The 17,196-nt window shown below is 43.9% G+C and carries 17 protein-coding genes and 1 pseudogene; 8 read left to right on the top strand and 10 right to left on the bottom strand.

The window, feature by feature from the left end:
* Window positions 1-736: 736 nt before the first annotated feature.
* The 3 genes and pseudogenes from BKN38_RS11840 to BKN38_RS04915 form a co-directional block, all read right to left on the bottom strand.
* Window positions 737-875: pseudogene (locus tag BKN38_RS11840) on the bottom strand (twin-arginine translocase TatA/TatE family subunit); the annotation flags it as partial.
* 77 nt (window positions 876-952) lie between these two features.
* Complete coding sequence (gene gmk, locus BKN38_RS04920) at window positions 953-1,552, bottom strand: guanylate kinase (protein ID WP_066458046.1); 600 nt, start codon at window positions 1,550-1,552, stop codon at window positions 953-955.
* 299 nt (window positions 1,553-1,851) lie between these two features.
* On the bottom strand, window positions 1,852-4,806 hold the full coding sequence (locus tag BKN38_RS04915; RefSeq protein WP_066458032.1) for a hypothetical protein: 2,955 nt from the start codon (window positions 4,804-4,806) through the stop codon (window positions 1,852-1,854).
* 67 nt (window positions 4,807-4,873) lie between these two features.
* Between BKN38_RS04915 and BKN38_RS04910 the strand changes: the two genes are divergently transcribed.
* The 5 genes from BKN38_RS04910 to BKN38_RS04890 all read left to right on the top strand — a co-directional run bounded on the left by BKN38_RS04910 (window position 4,874) and on the right by BKN38_RS04890 (window position 8,325).
* Window positions 4,874-5,395, top strand: coding sequence for a phospholipase D-like domain-containing protein (locus BKN38_RS04910; protein ID WP_066458035.1), 522 nt, complete (start codon window positions 4,874-4,876; stop codon window positions 5,393-5,395).
* Window positions 5,396-5,545: 150 nt separating this feature from the next.
* The gene (locus BKN38_RS04905) at window positions 5,546-6,385 is read left to right on the top strand and encodes a protein-glutamate O-methyltransferase CheR (protein ID WP_233712902.1); all 840 of its coding nucleotides are present in this window, start codon (window positions 5,546-5,548) and stop codon (window positions 6,383-6,385) included.
* Between the two features lie 9 nt (window positions 6,386-6,394).
* On the top strand, window positions 6,395-7,165 hold the full coding sequence (locus BKN38_RS04900) for a CheB methylesterase domain-containing protein (RefSeq protein ID WP_083329090.1): 771 nt from the start codon (window positions 6,395-6,397) through the stop codon (window positions 7,163-7,165).
* A gap of 298 nt (window positions 7,166-7,463) precedes the next feature.
* The gene (locus BKN38_RS04895) at window positions 7,464-8,018 is read left to right on the top strand and encodes a hypothetical protein (protein WP_066458040.1); all 555 of its coding nucleotides are present in this window, start codon (window positions 7,464-7,466) and stop codon (window positions 8,016-8,018) included.
* 121 nt (window positions 8,019-8,139) lie between these two features.
* Complete coding sequence (locus tag BKN38_RS04890) at window positions 8,140-8,325, top strand: hypothetical protein (protein WP_066458043.1); 186 nt, start codon at window positions 8,140-8,142, stop codon at window positions 8,323-8,325.
* A 228-nt stretch (window positions 8,326-8,553) separates the two neighbouring features.
* Here BKN38_RS04890 and purU read toward each other — a convergent pair whose 3' ends face one another.
* The 3 genes from purU to BKN38_RS11835 all read right to left on the bottom strand — a co-directional run bounded on the left by purU (window position 8,554) and on the right by BKN38_RS11835 (window position 10,549).
* Window positions 8,554-9,384: a formyltetrahydrofolate deformylase gene (gene purU, locus BKN38_RS04885; RefSeq protein WP_066456903.1), complete on the bottom strand. Its 831-nt coding sequence runs from the start codon at window positions 9,382-9,384 to the stop codon at window positions 8,554-8,556.
* Window positions 9,381-10,238 carry a signal peptide peptidase SppA gene (sppA, locus tag BKN38_RS04880; protein ID WP_066456899.1) on the bottom strand — a complete coding sequence of 286 codons (858 nt, stop codon included), beginning with the start codon at window positions 10,236-10,238 and terminating at the stop codon, window positions 9,381-9,383. Before sppA ends, purU begins: the two co-directional genes overlap by 4 nt.
* A 188-nt stretch (window positions 10,239-10,426) precedes the next feature.
* Entirely contained in the window at window positions 10,427-10,549 is a 123-nt protein-coding gene (locus BKN38_RS11835) for a hypothetical protein (protein WP_256325541.1), read from the bottom strand.
* Window positions 10,550-10,600: 51 nt separating this feature from the next.
* Between BKN38_RS11835 and murA the strand changes: the two genes are divergently transcribed.
* A complete protein-coding gene (gene murA, locus BKN38_RS04875; protein WP_066456896.1) occupies window positions 10,601-11,896 on the top strand; it encodes a UDP-N-acetylglucosamine 1-carboxyvinyltransferase in 1,296 nt (431 codons plus the stop codon).
* Window positions 11,897-12,238: 342 nt separating this feature from the next.
* A complete protein-coding gene (locus BKN38_RS04870; protein WP_066456889.1) occupies window positions 12,239-12,862 on the top strand; it encodes an MBL fold metallo-hydrolase in 624 nt (207 codons plus the stop codon).
* Between the two features lie 1,036 nt (window positions 12,863-13,898).
* Here the strand turns inward: BKN38_RS04870 and BKN38_RS11830 are convergent.
* Together BKN38_RS11830 and BKN38_RS04855 are read right to left on the bottom strand one after the other, a co-directional pair.
* Window positions 13,899-14,027: a hypothetical protein gene (locus BKN38_RS11830; RefSeq protein WP_256325540.1), complete on the bottom strand. Its 129-nt coding sequence runs from the start codon at window positions 14,025-14,027 to the stop codon at window positions 13,899-13,901.
* Window positions 14,028-14,468: 441 nt separating this feature from the next.
* Window positions 14,469-14,957 carry a hypothetical protein gene (locus BKN38_RS04855; protein ID WP_066456875.1) on the bottom strand — a complete coding sequence of 163 codons (489 nt, stop codon included), beginning with the start codon at window positions 14,955-14,957 and terminating at the stop codon, window positions 14,469-14,471.
* Between the two features lie 75 nt (window positions 14,958-15,032).
* Here BKN38_RS04855 and BKN38_RS11825 point away from each other — a divergent pair, with 75 nt between their 5' ends.
* A complete protein-coding gene (locus tag BKN38_RS11825; RefSeq protein WP_256325539.1) occupies window positions 15,033-15,158 on the top strand; it encodes a hypothetical protein in 126 nt (41 codons plus the stop codon).
* Between the two features lie 323 nt (window positions 15,159-15,481).
* Here BKN38_RS11825 and BKN38_RS04845 read toward each other — a convergent pair whose 3' ends face one another.
* Both BKN38_RS04845 and BKN38_RS04840 read right to left on the bottom strand, forming a co-directional pair.
* Entirely contained in the window at window positions 15,482-15,961 is a 480-nt protein-coding gene (locus BKN38_RS04845) for a hypothetical protein (protein ID WP_066456868.1), read from the bottom strand.
* Between the two features lie 30 nt (window positions 15,962-15,991).
* A complete protein-coding gene (locus BKN38_RS04840) occupies window positions 15,992-16,816 on the bottom strand; it encodes a hypothetical protein (protein ID WP_233712903.1) in 825 nt (274 codons plus the stop codon).
* Between the last annotated feature and the right edge of the window lie 380 nt (window positions 16,817-17,196).

Genomic DNA, 17,196 nt, shown 5'->3' with positions numbered 1-17,196 from the left:
CCCCACCCGCCCCCCCCCCCGCCAGACGTGTCTAAGAGACAGCCCTAGTCCCCCTGCACCCCCTTACCCCTGTCAGCCTTTCAAGGTGCCGCGCTTGCGCGCGAAGATTTTATTTTACGCAAAAATCCTTGCGGATTTTTTTATGGATTACTAAAGAAGCTTGCGCTTTGCTTCGCAACTTCGTTGCTCGCAAAACGAGTGCAGCGAGTTTCTTTAGTAATGACGATTTGCGTATTCTAAATTATCACAGAATCCAAAAAGGCTTTTTCGTCATTGCGAGCCTTTGCAAAAGGCGAAGCAATCTAGATTCTATTTTTGCTATGTTTTTGTTAGGCTGCCAAAAACTTTGTTTTGACACCATCCCTACGCCACCTGCGATAATAAACCTAGCTCGCCTTGCTTGATGTTTTAGCCCTTGTCGTTTTGGTGGCTTTGGTGGCTTTCGCCTCGCCTGCTGTTTTGCCAGCCCCAGCCGCTTTGGCGGTTTTTGCACCCGTTGTTTTAGTAGCTGTCTTGGCGGCTGTTTTAGTGGTAGTTTTAGTAGCCGCTTTGGCAGCGCTTGGGGTGGATTCTGCATCTACTTTGCGCGGGCGCCCTCTTTTGCGTGGTGCTTCTGCTGGCGCGCTGGCTGAAGCCTGCAGGGATGTGGGCGCGCTTTGTGAGATCGGTTGCGCGCTTTGCGCTTGGGAAGTGGGCTTGGATTCTGCATCCACGCTCTCCGCACTTATCTCATCATCATCCTCGCGCACCGCCTTTTTGAAGCCTTTGATACCTGTGCCTAGCCCTTTCATAAGCTCTGGGATCTTTTTGCCACCAAAAAGCAGTAACACCACCGCCAGCACAATCAGCCAATGCCACCAACTAAAACCGCCCATAAAATCTCCTTAAAATTAGTCTGCAAAATAGTTTCGCATTCTAGAGTATTTTTAGTTAAACCCGCCTAAAATCCGCGCTACGCCTGCGCCCAATCCTGCCACAAAGAGCCATAAACGCTAGGCTGAGGGATAAACTCCAAAGAAGTCGCAATCCCCAAAATCGCGCGTCGCGCAGCCTCCAAATCATCATTTACAATGAGATAGTCAAAATGCTCGATATGCTGCATCTCATTATAAGCGTGCAGCAGCCTAAGCTCGATGTTTTGCGCAGAATCTGTCTGGCGACTCTCAAGCCTAGTGCGAAGCACTTCTTTGGATTTGGTGGTGATAAACACCGAGCGCGCAAACCCACGATAATGCTCTTTGATGCTCTGATGCCCCTGCACATCGACATCAAAAATCACTAGCTTCCCCTGCTCTAGCGCGCGCTTTATCGGCGCAAACGAGGTGCCATAGTAGTTATTATGCACCTGCGCCCACTCCAGAAACGCGCCCTGCTTGATATCCTCGATAAACGACTCTTGGCTCACAAAATGATAATGCACGCCATCTTTTTCGCCCTCGCGTGGCGCGCGCGTGGTGGTGGAGATAGAGAAGTAAATATCGCTAAAATTTTCTTGCAAAATCTTGCAAAGCGTGGATTTGCCGCTGCCACTTGGACCTGATAGGATAAGGATGCGCCCATAAGCTTTGGGCCGGTCGTGGCTGTCGTGGCTGGCTTGGCTATCGTGGTTTGGGTTGTTTGGGTTGTTTGGGTTGTTTTGGCTTGGCGCATTGTTTTGGTTATTTTGGGCTACTTGGCGCGCGCGGCTTAATTGGCTGGCAGATTTTACAGAATCTGATTTTGTGCTGGCATTTTTTACGCTGGCGGATTCTGCGTTTATGGTTTTTGCGCTGGATTCTGATGCATTGGCTTTCGCACTCATGGATTCTGCGCCCATTTTATCGGCGTTTTTGTGCTGATGATTTACTTTCATTACTTATCCGAGAAGCTGATATTTATGCTGATCTGCGCGCCATTTAGCAGTGAGCGGATCTCCTCTGGCGTCTTGTTTGCCAAAAGCTCGCTTATCATGCGCTGTTGGGCTTCATTGGCGCGCGCCGCGTGGTTTGCATCGCCAGTATTTGCATCAATAGCGCTCGAATCAATGGCGCTCGCATCGCTCATCTCATCGCCGATAGCACCCAGATCGCCAGAATCCGCTGGTGATTTGCTGGCACCCTGCCCCGCGTCTCTATCGCCCATCATCTGCATATCATCGCGCAAATCGCTGATAGATGAAAGCCCCGCGCCAAAGCTTCCCAAATCATCGGGCAGATTCTCCGCGCTCGTGTGATTGGCTTCGTGCTCGTGCGCGCTTGGCGCCTCTTGCTCTTGCGCTGATGCCAAATCCATAGAACCCGCATCGGCGTCTTGCGCTTCTTCTATTTGCGCGCTTGGCGTTGTTTGCGCCCCTTCTATTTGTGCTTCCTCTATTTCTTTTTCCTCTTGCGCGTTTTGCGCTGGCTCATCAGCGATGATATCTGGCATGATGTCGATTTCGCTAGATTCTGCGGTGTCGCTAGTTTGGCTAGCATCTGTCTTTGCAGAATCTTCGCTAGATTCTGCGTCAAAATCCACACCAGAATCCACATCTGCGCCCAAATCCACCAAATGCGCTAAATCATCGATATCTTTATCGTCCTTTTCGCTTTTTTCGCTCTCATCGCTAGCACTTGCAGATTCTGGCGTTTGTGGCTCTGGCAAATCCTGCAAATCCCCAAAATCTTGCGAGGCCTCCTGTAGATCTTGCGAATCCTGCGAATCCTGTGGCGCCTCTTCGCCAAGCGCCTCACAAATCTCTTTTTCATCAAGCTCCAAAAAGTCATCTTCGCTAGCATCGCTTTTTGCGGATTCTGCAGTGGTTTTAGAATCTTGCACCAAATCCGCCTTGGATTTTGCGCTAGAATCCAAATCATCACCAGCAATATCGCCAAACTCTCCCATATCTTCGCTTGCATCACCGCTCGTATCGCCCACATCATCGCTTGCGATGCTTGTGCTTGCTAGATCCGCTAGCACATCCTCTGCTATATCGCTGCTTGCGATATCTGCGCCTTCATCCGCTTTGTCCTCTTTTTGGCTCGCATTATTGGCAGTCGGCGCTTCCTCCTCGATATCAGCCGCCGCCAAATCATCCGGCTCAATATCAGCAAAATCCAGCTCATCAGCATCAGAATCCGCCTCGCTAGATTCCGCCCCTTCCTCTATTTCATTGGATTCTTGTATTTTGCTGGAATCTGGCGCGCTAGATTCTGCATCACTTGATAAATCTTTATCATCGCCCAAAAGGCGCTTCACTTCTGCAATATCGCCCATATCTAGCACACTAGCATCCGCGTGGCTAGAATCCGCATTAGCACCCACATCAGATTCTGCGCTAGAATCCACTTCGCTAGCATCCTCGCTAGATTTCACATCAGAATCCGCCTCGCTAGATTCCGCATCCGCCGAGCTTTTTTCGCTCGCGCCTGCCGGGTCTTCTAGCTTCTCCAGCTTATGCGCCTTGTCTTGCAGAGAATCCAGCATCGCGCTTACTTGCGGATCGCAAGGCTCCTCGATAGATTCCGCAGAATCCGCTTCAGATTCCGCGCCGGCATCCAAATCGACATCCGCCTTAGCCACCGCGCCATCATCTTGCCCCACATCATCGCCCATCTCGCCGATAAGATCGCCAAGCGCATTTATATTATCTTCGAGCGGGTGATTATCCTCCGCGAGATGCTCAAAGCCCAGTGGCTCCGCAGATTCTGGCTCTTCAGCGCTTGCGATATCAATACTTTGCATATCAGCATCCGGCGCGCCAATATCTAGCGCATCGCCTTTGTCATCATCAAGCTCAAGATTTAGCTCTGTATCATTTGGTAGCACTTCGTCATTTGCCAACGCATCCGGCAATCCCAAATCGCCAGCATCGCCCATCTCGCTAGGCTCTCCAAGCGCACCCAAATCAAAATCATCAATCGCGCTAAGCTTGTTTTCCAGCTCCTCGGCACTCATAATATCTGGCATCTTTGCATCATCAGCACTTGCGCCAGCATCCGCGCTCAAACCAGAATCTAGCGCGCTAGAATCCGCGCTTTTGGCTTCAGAATCCACCTTTTCATCGCCAGCGCTAGAATCCGCGCTTTTGGCTTCAGAATCCACTTTTTTGGCGCCAGCATCATCGATGCCGCCAGCATCGCCAGCGCCCAAATCTAGCCCATCGATTTCAGGCAGTGGCGGCAATGGCAAATCTGCGTCAAAATCCTGCGTGATGTCAAAATCCCCGAGATTATCCAGCGCGCTAGAATCTAGCCCCGCGCGCGCACCAGCGCTAGATCCCACGCCAGAATCCAAAGCGCCGGCACTAGATTCTGCACCAATGCTAGATTCTGCGCCCGCATCCAAAGCACCAACGCCAGCGCCAAACGAGCCAGCGCCAGCCACACCAGCGCCGCGCGCACCAGAATCTAAATCACCAGTCACACCAGAATCTAAAGCGCCAGAATCCACATCTTCAGATTCCGCATCCACTTTTGCTATATCTGCTTTTGCCGGCGCAGAGGCAGCATTGCTTAGATCGCGCCCTATTTTGCGTAGCTCATCCTCTAGCATATCCAGAATCTGCGTAGGCAAAAACGGCTTTTTCACCAAGTATTTATATGTATCTAGCGCCTTTGTTTTGGCATAGAGAAAACAGCTCAAAAAGTCCTTGCCAAGCTGCTTTGCCACATCGCCATGCTCGCCCACCGCGCTCTCATCGACAAACACGAAACAATCTTTCCCAAGCCTGCTTGCATCAAGCTCGCTCACACTCGCATACCCCTCAAGCTCTAGCCCCGTCTTTTTGGCGGTGGCTTCTATGAGCTTGGCTACCATTGGATCTGTGTTTAGCAAAACTATCTTCATAAAGTTACCTATTTTGAGTAGAATTCGCGCATTATACCATACTTTTTCGCCTAAAAGAGGATTTAAGATGAGAAAAATACTAGCACTCTGCTTATGCCTATGCGCTTTTAGCCACGCTAGAAGTGAGCTATTTATGATGCCATACGAGCAAGCCCAAGCGCTAAAAAGCCTGCAAACCGCGCTAAAAACGGCGCAAAAAAGCATCGATATATCCATATATAGCTTTACTAATCGAGAGCTTGCCAAAACCCTGCGTGATAGCGCCAAACGCGGCGTAAAGGTGCGCATCATCTTTGATGAAGGCAATAGAAAAGATTCTCGCTCTGTCATTGGCTATCTTGATAAATACAACAACATAACCGCCTGCTTGCTAAAAGGCAAAAAAGCGCAAAATGGAAACTATCATGGTATAATGCACCAAAAAATGGCGATAATCGATGAGAATCTGCTTTTCATCGGCTCGGCAAACTGGAGCAAAAACGCGTTTGAAAACAACTATGAGACATTATTTTACGATGATGATACACATATTGTGAGAAAATCGCTAAAATACTTTGAAGATATGTTTGCTAGCTGCAAGCCTTTTTGAGCGAGTCGCTTTGAAAAGGCTTTTAGAGATTTGAAGCTGGCTAGATTCTAGAATCTAGCTCTAAAGTATCACACCAAACGCATCAAAGCCCAAGCCTTAACCAAAACGCCTTAAGCCAAAATGCGCCAACCAAACACAAAGGATACCCGCTTGCTAACTGATATCAGCAAATCATTGAAAGATATCCAAGAATATCTCTACAAAATCACGGGTATTTATCTCGATACTTCCAAGCAAACCATGATAAAAAACCGCCTTGAAACGCTAAAAAAATTCCCCGTCTTTGAAGGCATCACGACGACAGGCGAGCTCATCGCGCTTGCTAGCAGAAACGCGCAAGCAAGGCAGCTTTTTATAAACGCATTTACCACCAACCAAACCGATTTTTTCCGCGAGAAAGCGCATTTCCAAGATATGCTAGATAGGGTGCTTCCAAGCCTTTTTAAAAACCAGTTCAACATCAGAATCTACTGCGCCGCCTCATCCACTGGCGAAGAGCCCTACTCTATCGCTGCTACCGTGCTGCATGCTAGCGAGATTTATAACTCCTCGTGCAATGTCGAGATTCTAGCAAGTGATATCGATACGAGCGTGCTGCAAGAGGCAGAAGAAGGGCTTTTCACCCTAAGCCCCACGCTAAATCTGCCAAACTGGGTAAATATGGATAAATACTTTGACACCTTGCAAAAATGCGCCGATGGCACGCGCAAAATCCGCGCAAAAGATGAACTAAAAAGAATGATAAAATTTTTCCCACTCAATCTTTTTGACAACAACTACCCCTTCCGCAAAGATGAGTTTGATGTTATTTTTTGTCGCAATGTGCTGATTTATTTCAAAGTGCATGACCAAAACACGATTTTGCATAGGCTTTTTAGACATCTAAAGATGAATGGCACGCTCTACATCGGGCATGCCGAGGATGTGCTAGGGCTCAAAGAAAAGCTCGAGCGGCTTGGCAACAAAACTTATATAAAGATAAAAGAATAGGCAGAATCTATGGCTATCATCAATCCAAAAGAGCTCCAGCCTCCAAAACCACAAAGGGACACAAAACCCCAGCGCGAGATAGAAGAAAGACTGCATCCAGATGTGCTTATCAAAAGCTCGCCCTGCCTCATCACGCGCGAAAAACTCATCGTCATTGGCTCATCGACCGGCGGACCGCTCGCGCTAGAAGAGATAATGTCGATGCTCCCCACTTGCAACCTCCCGCCAATCGTCATCGCCCAACATATCCCAGAGACTTTTAGCCTCACACTTGCCAAAAGGCTAGATTCCAAATCGCGGCTAAGCGTGTTTGAAGTAAATGAGCGCTTGACGCTCAAAAACGACTGCGCCTACCTAGCAAAAGGCGGCACGCAGATAATGCTAAGCTATGACAGCGGCAGATACTCCGCATATCCCATGGTGATGGCACCCAGAATCTCCAGACACCGCCCAAGCGTGGATGTGCTATTTCGCGCAGCCAACAACACCGCTGGCAAAAACACGCTAGCTATCATGCTTACAGGCATGGGCGATGATGGCTGCATAGGCATCAAAGAGCTGCATGACAATGGCTCAAAAACCATCGCGCAAGATGAGCAAACCTGCGTGGTGTTTGGCATGCCAAAGCGCGCGATAGAAGTGGGCGCTGTCGATGAGATACTCCCGCTAGATAAAATCGCCTCCAAAATCGTAGAATTTGCCAAAAGCGACTTACGCAATGGCGACAACAAAAATGACTCACGCAGTAGCGATAACAAAGGCGAGAAAACGCCACAATAGCGTGGCCTATATGCTATTTTCACAATTAGTAATGGCAAGAAACATTGCGCGTCATTGCGAGACTTGCGCCAGCAAGGCGAAGCAATCCATAAGATAATCAACATCGTAAAATCATAATTTTTCTAAATATTTCAAAATAGATTGCCGCGCTTATTTCACTTGCTCGCAATGACTAATGGAATCTATCAGAATCCAAATCATAAAACAAACAAAATAATAAGATAAAATTTTCATTCCATCTAATTTTATCCCATCTATAGATTCCATAGAATCTATGAAGCACAAAAGGAAAAATAAAATGACAAAAAAATACAAATCACCAGCAACGCTTAAGCTTCTCACGCTTTTCAAGTCTCTTAGGCCTTTTGCCACTATAGCCCCTCTTGTGTTTTTGTTTGGCGGGTGTTATGGATATGGTTGGCTTGTGCCTTATGCAGCCCAGCCGAGTTATCATAAGTTTAAAAAAGTATGCGAGCTAGACCCAAAAATATATCAAAAACGCAAAGGTCATCTAGATGATGAGTATTTCGCCAGATTGCTCGCCTTGGCAGATATGGACTGGGATACGATGATACAAGTCAAAGAAAGAAATAGCCTTAAAAATGTGGATGGCGATATTGTGCCAAACAAATTTTTTTATAATTTTGACAATATTGCCTATAGCGGCAGGCTGTCTTATCATTTTGAGATACGCGTTACTATTGAAAATGATGAGATTATAGATAGGGATGCGGTGCTTTTTGCGACTTGGAAAGATATGAGAGGGTCTTTTGCGTGGTATTATGGGTGGCTTTTTACTGAAGATACAAAAGAATTGGGATGCGATGATTTGGCCAATATTCAAGAGGAATAAAAATGACAAATAAAAAGTGGATAAATAAGATAAAAAATAATGCAGAATCGGCTTTTGCTAGTTCTTGGGCTAGTTATGGTAAATCCCGAGGGCTAAAACTTTCTTGTCAAAAGGCTAAATTTTGCACCAGAATCTAAAATTAGATTCTGCGATTTACTTCGGCAATTTAAGCCCCCTGTCCCCCTGCAAGAAGCTGGCGACTAGCGGCAAGGATAAAGGCAAAAGACTAGCGACTAAAAAGCCAGAATCCAAAAGTATAGAATCTAACAATTTTTCAGATTCTGTCATAAATCCAGAATCTAAATAACACTTTGTTTTCTATGGATTGCTTTGCATTGCTAGCGCAAGTCTCGCAATGACACTATGCGCGCCAGAATCTAAAAAGCCAAGTTACTCGCCAAAAAAATCCAAAAAACTAAAAAACTAAAAAACTAAAATATAATAAAAACAGAATATCACCAAAAGCTAAAAAAATATTAAAACAAAATGCCATCCAAAATTAAGTGCCAAAAAACTACCAAAAACCCGCCAAAAACTAAAACACTATCGTTTTATTTCCATTGACAAATACCCTATCATTTAGCACCAAATCAAGCGCATGCGCAAACACGCTTTTTTCTATGTCGCGCCCAGCACGCTGCATATCCTGCCAAGTGTAGTTGTGGTCGATTTTGATGATGTCTTGCGTGATGATAGGTCCCTCATCTAGATCTTTGGTGACAAAATGCGCCGTCGCGCCGATGATTTTCACGCCTCTATCAAAGGCTTGTTTGTAAGGATTTGCGCCGATAAATGCCGGCAAAAATCCATGATGTATGTTTATCATGCGCTCCGGATAGTGCGCGACAAACTCGCTCGATAGGATTCTCATATACTTTGCCAGCGCGATGAAATCCGGCGCAAACGCATCCAGCCTAGCCTTCAGCGCGCGCTCATGCTCCTCTCTACTCATCCCGCTAGATTCTATGCAAAAAAACGGAATCCCAAACCGCCCCGCCAAATCGCGCAAATCATTATGATTTGCGATGACTGCTTGGATATGCGCGTTTAGCTCACCATTTTCATATCGCAGCAGCAGATCGCCTAGGCAGTGATTTTCCTTCGTCGCTAGGATAACTAGCGATTTTGGCTTTGCCTGCTTTAGCTCTAGCTTCGTATCCGGCGCTAGCTCTGCGCGAAGTTTTGATTCCACCTCGCCTATATCTAGCGTGCCTGTGATTTGCGTGCGCATATAAAACAAATCATGCTCATTATCCACAAACTCATCATTTTTCTCGATATTTAGCCCCGCCTCATACAGCACGCGCGACACCTTATACACAAGCCCCAGCGCATCATGCGCGCTTATGCGGAGTATATATCTCATCGTAGCCCCATGCCAAAAAGTGCGCCGAGTGCGATGCTAGCGCTTGATTCTAGTGCGCGATCCATATAGCTTTGCAGCGCGCTTTTTTCTAGCCATTGCGGATTTTCCACGCCGCTTAGGCGTTTTAGCGCTTCTATCGCATCATCCCTTGAGCCTATGTCATCGATGAGTCCTAGACTTTTGGCTTTTGGCGCGTTGAATATTTTGCCCTGCGCGAAGCTATCAGAATCCGCTACCTTTAGCCCGCGCGCGCTTGCTATATCGGCTACAAACATCTCGTATTCTTCTTTGATTAGATTCTCGATATATGCGCGCTCTTTGGCACTCCACTGGCGATAATACGCGCCCACTTCTTTGTATTCGCCAGCGCTTATCACGCTTGGTTTGTAGCCGATTTTTTGCAGGAGTTCTTCGATGTTGAAGCCATTGAAAATCACGCCGATGCTGCCTACTAGGCTTCCGCGATTGGCATATACTTCGCTAGCATACGCGCCTGCATAATACGATCCGCTAGCCATCACGCCCTCTGCGTGCGCGACTACGGGCATTTTTGCCTTTAGCGATTTGATGAGATCTGCCATCTCCACGCTAGCGCCAAGCGCACCACCGGGAGAATCTATCACCAAAAGCGCGCCTTTTATGGAGGAGTATTTGTTTATCTCATCGATTTGCGCGCGCAAAGAGGCAGAATCTAAAATCATGCCTTTTATGTAGATTCTAGCGAGGTTTAGCGTCTGCGTGGGCTCGCTCGTGGCTAGCGCGATAAATGCCAAGATAGTCAAAAACACAAAAGTTTTGAAATATTTCGTGATAAAATCTAGCGTGCAGGTGATGGGGGTGAAAAGTTTTTTCATGGTTGTCCTTTGGGTAGAGTTGTGATTTAGCAAATTTTTGCGAGTTTGCGCGGTTTTGCAAATGTCGCGCGTTTTGCGTTTTGCGATTCTTAAGCGTCGCATCAAAAGCTTGCATTATAGCGCATTTTATGGATAGATTCTGCTATAATACCAAGTTATTTGTGGATTTTGTGGGTTATTTGCAGATTTTAGATTCTAGCACTAGAACCTAAAACGCCAGAATCTAGCGCGCAAAATCCAGCAGGATCTAGCCAGCGCAGAATCCGCGCAAAATCCGCGTGCAAAGCGCCAGCCACGACATTTTGTGGCATTATTTTGCGACATTTTATATTTTCGCGATTTTTATATTTCAAGGAGGCATTATGGATTATTTGGAAATCATAGGCGGAAGCGAGCTAAAGGGCGAAGTCGCCATATCCGGCGCGAAAAATGCCGCCCTGCCGCTGCTCTCCGCCGCGCTTTTGGCAAAAAACAAAGTGCATATACAAAACCTCCCAAATGTCGCCGATGTAAAAACTCTAGCCAAACTGCTCGAGCATCTGGGCTGCAATATCGAGTGGGAGAATCCACATAGCCTATCCATCGATGCGAGCCAGATCATCCACACCAAAGCGATTTATGACATAGTGCGTAAAATGCGCGCTTCTATCCTTGTGCTAGGACCGCTGCTCGCGCGCTGCGGGCATTGCGAAGTGAGCCTGCCCGGCGGCTGCGCTATCGGCGCGCGCCCTGTTGATCTACATATAGCGGCGATGGAGAAAATGGGCGCAGAGATAAACATACATAGCGGCTACATCATCGCTAGCGCGCCAAAGGGGCTAAAAGGCGCGCAAATCGTGTTTGACAAAATCACCGTCACAGGTTGTGAAAATGTCATCATGGCAGCAGCGCTCGCCAAAGGGCGCACGCAAATCATAAACGCCGCCAGAGAGCCAGAAGTCGTGCAGCTGTGCGAAGTGCTGATGAGTGCAGGCGTGAAGATAGAAGGCATAGGGACTTCCACGCTAGAGATAGAGGGGAGCGATAGGGAGGCGCTTGATTTTGCGCCTATAGAGGTGATACCAGATAGGATAGAGGCAGGCACATATCTATGCGCGGGTGCTATGACAAATAGCCAAATACGCCTCACAAATGCCAATCCTACGCATATGCAAGCCATGCTAGAGAAGCTAAAGCAAATCGGCTTTGGCATAAATGCTAGCAAAAATAGCATAGAAATCACGCCTGCAAAAAAGCGCGTGGGCTTTGAGATAGTCACTACCGAGCACCCCGGATTCCCCACGGATATGCAAGCGCAGTTTATGGCGCTAGCCACGCAGTGCGAGGGGACGAGCTTCATCCAAGAGCGGCTTTTTGAAAACCGCTTCATGCATGTAAGCGAGCTGCAAAGGCTGGGTGCCAACATCACGCTAAAAGGCAATAGCGCTACAATCGTCGGAAATGGCGGTATCAATGATAGCAAAAATGGGCTAGTGGGCGCGGATGTGATGGCTACAGATTTGCGCGCATCATCCGCGCTCGTGCTAGCTGGGCTTGTCGCGCAGGGAAGCACCAGAGTGCATAGAATCTACCACCTAGATAGAGGCTATGAAAAGCTAGAGGATAAGCTAACGATGCTTGGCGCAAAAATCGAGCGCAAAAAAGAAGAGGCGGTGTAGGCGCGCGGCTTTGGCTTGGTTTAGCTTGGTTTGGCTTGGTTTGGCTTGGTTTAGCTTGGTTTAGCTTGGTTTGGCTTGGTTTAGCTTGGTTTAGCTTGGTTTAGCTGGGCGCGGCTTTGGCTTAGTTTGGCTTTGGCTTTAGAGGTGCGATGCGCGAGAATCTAGATTCTGGGATTCTAGATTCTGAAATTTTAGATTCTAGATTCTGGCGCAAAAGCCCGCTTTAGCCCGCTATCTTTGACGCCCGCAAATCAAGCGTAAATCGCGCGCTAAACACAAGCGCAAGCACAAAAACGCACAGCAAGAACGCAAACACAACAATCACAAAAACGGAGCAAACAAATGCAAACCCCAAGCTATCCGCATTTATGCAAGGCATTTGGACCTTATGAGACAAACTGCTACATCGTGCAAACGCCGCAAGGCGAGCTCATCATAGACCCCGGTATGGGAAGCGCGCCGTGGGTGCTAGAATCCGCGCCAAACCCGCTTGCTATCCTCATCACGCACGGGCATTTTGACCATATCTATGATGTCGCGCGCATCCACGAGGCGCTGCCGGATTTGCCTATATACTGCCCTAGCGCGGATGCGTTTATGATGGAGAGTGACTGCTTTGACACAGGGCTCACACCTTGTGCGCCTAGCGTGCTGGTGGAGTGCAAAAAAGGCAGGGCGGAGCTTGATATACAAAGTGAGCGTGTGACTTATCTGCATTTCCCGGGGCACACGCCGGGCTGCTCGATAGTAATCGTGGGGGATAAAATATATAGCGGCGATTTTATTTTCAAGCGAAGCATCGGGCGCTATGATTTTCCATACTCAAGCGTGGAAGATATGCGAGAATCTTTGCAGCGCTTTCAGGCGCTTGATATGCCAAACCTTGAAATTTTCCCCGGGCATGGCGACAGCACGCACCTAAAATACGAGCAAGACAATGTCGCGCTATGGCTTAGCAGGATGTAGATTCTAGATTTTGGGTGTTTAGATTTGATGCGGATTCTGCGATTTAGATTCTAGGCGTTTGGATTTTGCATAGATTTGAGAATCTAAATTTTTGGCGTTTGGATTCTAGATGCGAAGCTGGCGCTTTGCTTCGTGGCGAACCCACTCACAACGACGATTTGGCAAATTTAAACTGATTGCAGAATCCAAAAAAATCATTTCCATCATTACTAAAGAAACCAACGCTTTGCTAAAGAAACTCGCTTGGTTTGTTTTGGCAAGACTGCCCCCTAGTCGTCCATTAATTTATTTTGGCATCCCCTTACCCCTGTCACGCCTTTAAGGTGCCGCGCTAAAGCGCGAAGATTTGATTTGACTGAAAATTTGCCTTGCAAATTTTGGATTCTAGTTTTTTTAAAAACTAGAATCTAGGTTTGGCGCTAGCACGCCCTTATTTTATTTATACAAAAATTCCTTGAGGATTTTTGGTTGGGTCAAAAAACGCGGCCTAAAAATGCAGCTATAAATCGCAGTCTGGGTTGAAGCATATTTGAGTGTTTTGGTAATCTTTGTTAAACATTGTGTCTTTCCTTAATGCAACAGAAAAAAGAATAGCGTAGCGGGCACAGGAGCAATCAAAAAAAGTGTATAAAACTCGCTATGACAACTTCTATTTTCTCATTTTTTGATAAATATTTTGTATTGGGTTTCTGGCCGGGCTTTTGACTAGTTTTTTGGTCGCTAAAAAATCTAAAGACAATGTTGCTAAAAAATCTAGAAACCATGCTGCTAAAAAATCTAAAAACCATAAAGTATATATTAGATACAACACAGGGACCAATGCATAGTGATAGCCAATCAAAAAAAGGATAAATCCCTAAAATCTCGTATATTTTCCAAGCAATTATAATCAATATCCAATAGAGCACGCTACAGATATTCCACCATTTTAGAAAATCTTTTTTATGACAAGCCCTATAACCAGGTCTGATAAGAGTCCAAATAAGAAGCATAAATCCATACAATACAGATAACTCTAATAATCCTCTCCAATCCATCAATCAATCCTCACATTTATAGGCATTGATGAGGGATAGACTTCTATATCTTTAAATGTGGGAGTAAGGATTCTAAAATCGCAGCCTAGATTGAAGTATGTTTGGGTGTTTTGGTAATGATTTAACATTGATTGTATTTTCTCCTCATATTATATGATATATGTATTTACATATAAACCAAACAATATACAAACCAAGATGAATAAAAAAGAACAAATACTCATCGGAATAATCCATATAATCCATGATGACAATTTATTTGGGACTAGATTTAGATGCTTTCTTATAAAAGCTTTTCTCAAAAAATATACCAAAGGTAAAGATAGTCCGCCTATATGCAGTTCCAACCACCTCCATTCCATGCCAATACGCAAACCTGTACTAACGCATATAGTAGAAAGCAATAAACAGGGCAAAATCCAAGCAATCCAAAAGCTTTTTGAACACAGAAAAATACGAAATGATCTAAATATCAAAAAAAATAAAACTAGCAGGAAAGATAGCCCAGCTGCAATCAACCCATAAATTAAAGCCATATACAGCAAAAATCCCCAACCATCAGTCATTATCTATCCTCCAAGAATATTTTTTAGCAAAAAACTTATGATGCGGCATATTATATAATAAAATGCCATAGAGGGTATGGGTGAAATCAAAAAATGTATAAAACTCGCTATGACAACTCCTATTTTTTCATTTTTTGATAAATATTTTGTATCGGGTTTCTGGCTGGTCTTTTGGCTAGTTTTGTAGTCGCTAAAAAATCTAAAAATCATAAAATATATAATAGACACGACACATAGCACTATAGAAAATAAAAAGTATTCAGACCATTCAAGCCATCTAAAAATGCCGCTACTAATTTTTAAGCCTGCGTAAATTTTCCAAAAGATTGCAGCTAATATCCAATATAATATGCCACAAATGCTCCAATATCTTATAAAATCTTTTTTGAAAAGGCACTTTTTGACTTGTGGGATTATGCTCCAAATAAGAAGCACCAAACCATATAAAAGAATAGTAAAAAAGATAAAATCAAGAAAGTCAGCGCGACTCATCAATAACCTCGCCCTCTCAAAAACATAAAAACCAAACAAAAAAGAGGCGATAAGATATAATGTATAAGGCTTATAATGCAGACTATTTTTATTTGGTTGCCAGATGATTTTGCATCGACTTCATTTTTAGGCATCAGAAAACAAATTAATATAAAAAGTATGCTTGATACAACACCCATAAAACAACCAGCAATCAAATAGATGCTAACTATCGCAGTGATGGAGCCGTTTATTATAAAATTAAATGATTGCATAATAAATGCTAGAAAATAAAAAATTAAAAGACATATAGCGCTATATAAAAAACTGCTAATGCAGAAAATCAAGACAAAGTTTTTGATTGCATAATACTGCCTAATTTTTGGTATTAATGCAAAAGAGGCAAGAAAAAGTCCATATAATATCCATGCTGTAAAATTATTAAACATATAAAAAAATAAAGTCGATAAATTTTCAAAATTAAAATAAACCAAGCCCATCAATACGCCCCTAACAAAAATTTCATTTTTGCTCCTTTTTATATTTTAATTTGAAATTGAATAAAAAACACCCATACATAAACTAGCGGCAAATAATGAAAGCAATATCCCAGCGACAATGCTTTTGATTCTATAGTTTTTTATTTCTCTATTTTTATTTAGGGCATTTTTGTCACCTAGCTCATACCTAAACACTATAAATATTATGAGTAAAAGGAGCATATTTGGTATAGTAAAGAAAAAAGATATAAGAAAGGCAAAAATAATATAAAAAATAGGCTCTTTAAAAAACTCATAAAAATAATGATGCCCCAAAAGAGCATAAATACAAAATCCAAGCACAATAGCTGCAAAAGCCCCAAAAAATTCGCCAATGATAAAATATAAATTAATAAATCTTGTTGTAGATTTTATGCAGGCAAATATAAATAAACATAATATATTGGCGATAAATAAAAAGCTAGTCAAAGACACAATGCTTACAAATACTATCAGAAGAGCTCCATAAACTAACCCACCACCCATTTTTGCTCCTTTTGATAAATCAAATTTTACCTAAAATATTGATATTTTTAATAATGAGCGTTTATCTGCCCACTCATCAAACGCGTAGATTTTAAACCACATATGCCCCGCCCAAGATTTCTTGCCATTATTTAAGGGGGCTTTAGCTTTCTCTATAAAAATTTGAATGTAGTAGCTTGACATAAAACTCCTATTTGTAAAATGAGGACTCAATAACCACAATTGGTGTAATACCATATTGGCAAAGTTGCATTTTCTAAAACTTCTATTTTGACATAATACCTTCTCCAAGTTTTTATATAGGCTCTCATTTTTGTTAAATAATTTTTTTTGCTTCCTACAAAATACAAAGGAAATTCTATGATTTGCTCTTGCTTTTTTTTTGGGATTTCCTAAGGGCATAAAGGTTATTTTAAGTTTAATGTCTTGATTTGGATGATAAGCTTCTAGGAGTTGTTTAACCCTTTCTTTGCGTTCTGGTATCCAATAAGCAGGCTCACCACGAACCTTATCGATGTATGGATATCTTATTTCCTCAACCCTATAAGAAAAATCTCTCGCATTTTGTATTGGCATTGTCTCCCAGTAATCTGATTTTACAGATTTTAAACCATCCGCATAATCAAAAGAGACAAAAATATCTACATAATTGCCTCCCCACGCTCTTAATAAATCAAGAGGCATTCTAAAGGTCTTTTCATAGACATTGCCTTTTTTAGTGAAGTCAAATTCCTCTTTTATCGAAAGAAAATCGGTTTTTAGTGGATTAAGAAACCAAGAATTGGTGCTAGCTACTAAAGATTGGGTGTAAAAATTAAAAAGCATAAATAAAACACCCATTAATTTGATTTGCATAATAAGCCTTTATCTGTCGTATTTAGTCGCCACTTTTGCCTGCAAATATTATCTTAAATTATCATTAGGCACAATTATCTTTTATCAAATGGCAGCTCATGGACTAGGATTATACCCAATAAGATAGGCAAAAAGCTTAAAGCTTGCTTTGCCAGCTTGCGCCTCTTTGTTTTATGCTCCCGCTTTATATTTCTTTGGCTTTATATTTCTTTGGGCTTTATAATTCTTTTGGCATTATCTCCGCCGCTTCATACTTTGCCTATCTTATTACTTTTTGACAATGCCAAATATAGATTCTAGCCCAGCTTTTTGCCAATTTTTGCTAAACACAATGCGTGTTTGTTACTTTTTGTTATGCCTTTGCGCGGGCGGATATTTTT

This window comes from Helicobacter sp. CLO-3 (genome assembly GCF_001854545.1).
GTDB lineage: Bacteria > Campylobacterota > Campylobacteria > Campylobacterales > Helicobacteraceae > Helicobacter_B.
This window is presented reverse-complemented; position numbering and strand designations above follow the sequence as displayed.

Bases quoted from the DNA above. Each gene is read 5' to 3' on its own strand.
- BKN38_RS04915 (WP_066458032.1), bottom strand. From the start codon at position 4,806: ATGAAGATAGTTTTGCTAAACACAGATCCAATGGTAGCCAAGCTCATA.
- BKN38_RS04910 (WP_066458035.1), top strand. From the start codon at position 4,874: ATGAGAAAAATACTAGCACTCTGCTTATGCCTATGCGCTTTTAGCCAC.
- BKN38_RS04900 (WP_083329090.1), top strand. From the start codon at position 6,395: ATGGCTATCATCAATCCAAAAGAGCTCCAGCCTCCAAAACCACAAAGG.
- BKN38_RS04895 (WP_066458040.1), top strand. From the start codon at position 7,464: ATGACAAAAAAATACAAATCACCAGCAACGCTTAAGCTTCTCACGCTT.
- purU (WP_066456903.1), bottom strand. From the start codon at position 9,384: ATGAGATATATACTCCGCATAAGCGCGCATGATGCGCTGGGGCTTGTG.
- sppA (WP_066456899.1), bottom strand. From the start codon at position 10,238: ATGAAAAAACTTTTCACCCCCATCACCTGCACGCTAGATTTTATCACG.
- BKN38_RS11835 (WP_256325541.1), bottom strand. From the start codon at position 10,549: ATGCCACAAAATGTCGTGGCTGGCGCTTTGCACGCGGATTTTGCGCGG.
- murA (WP_066456896.1), top strand. From the start codon at position 10,601: ATGGATTATTTGGAAATCATAGGCGGAAGCGAGCTAAAGGGCGAAGTC.
- BKN38_RS04870 (WP_066456889.1), top strand. From the start codon at position 12,239: ATGCAAACCCCAAGCTATCCGCATTTATGCAAGGCATTTGGACCTTAT.
- BKN38_RS11830 (WP_256325540.1), bottom strand. From the start codon at position 14,027: ATGTTAAATCATTACCAAAACACCCAAACATACTTCAATCTAGGCTGC.
- BKN38_RS04855 (WP_066456875.1), bottom strand. From the start codon at position 14,957: ATGAGTCGCGCTGACTTTCTTGATTTTATCTTTTTTACTATTCTTTTA.
- BKN38_RS11825 (WP_256325539.1), top strand. From the start codon at position 15,033: ATGCAGACTATTTTTATTTGGTTGCCAGATGATTTTGCATCGACTTCA.
- BKN38_RS04845 (WP_066456868.1), bottom strand. From the start codon at position 15,961: ATGGGTGGTGGGTTAGTTTATGGAGCTCTTCTGATAGTATTTGTAAGC.
- BKN38_RS04840 (WP_233712903.1), bottom strand. From the start codon at position 16,816: ATGCAAATCAAATTAATGGGTGTTTTATTTATGCTTTTTAATTTTTAC.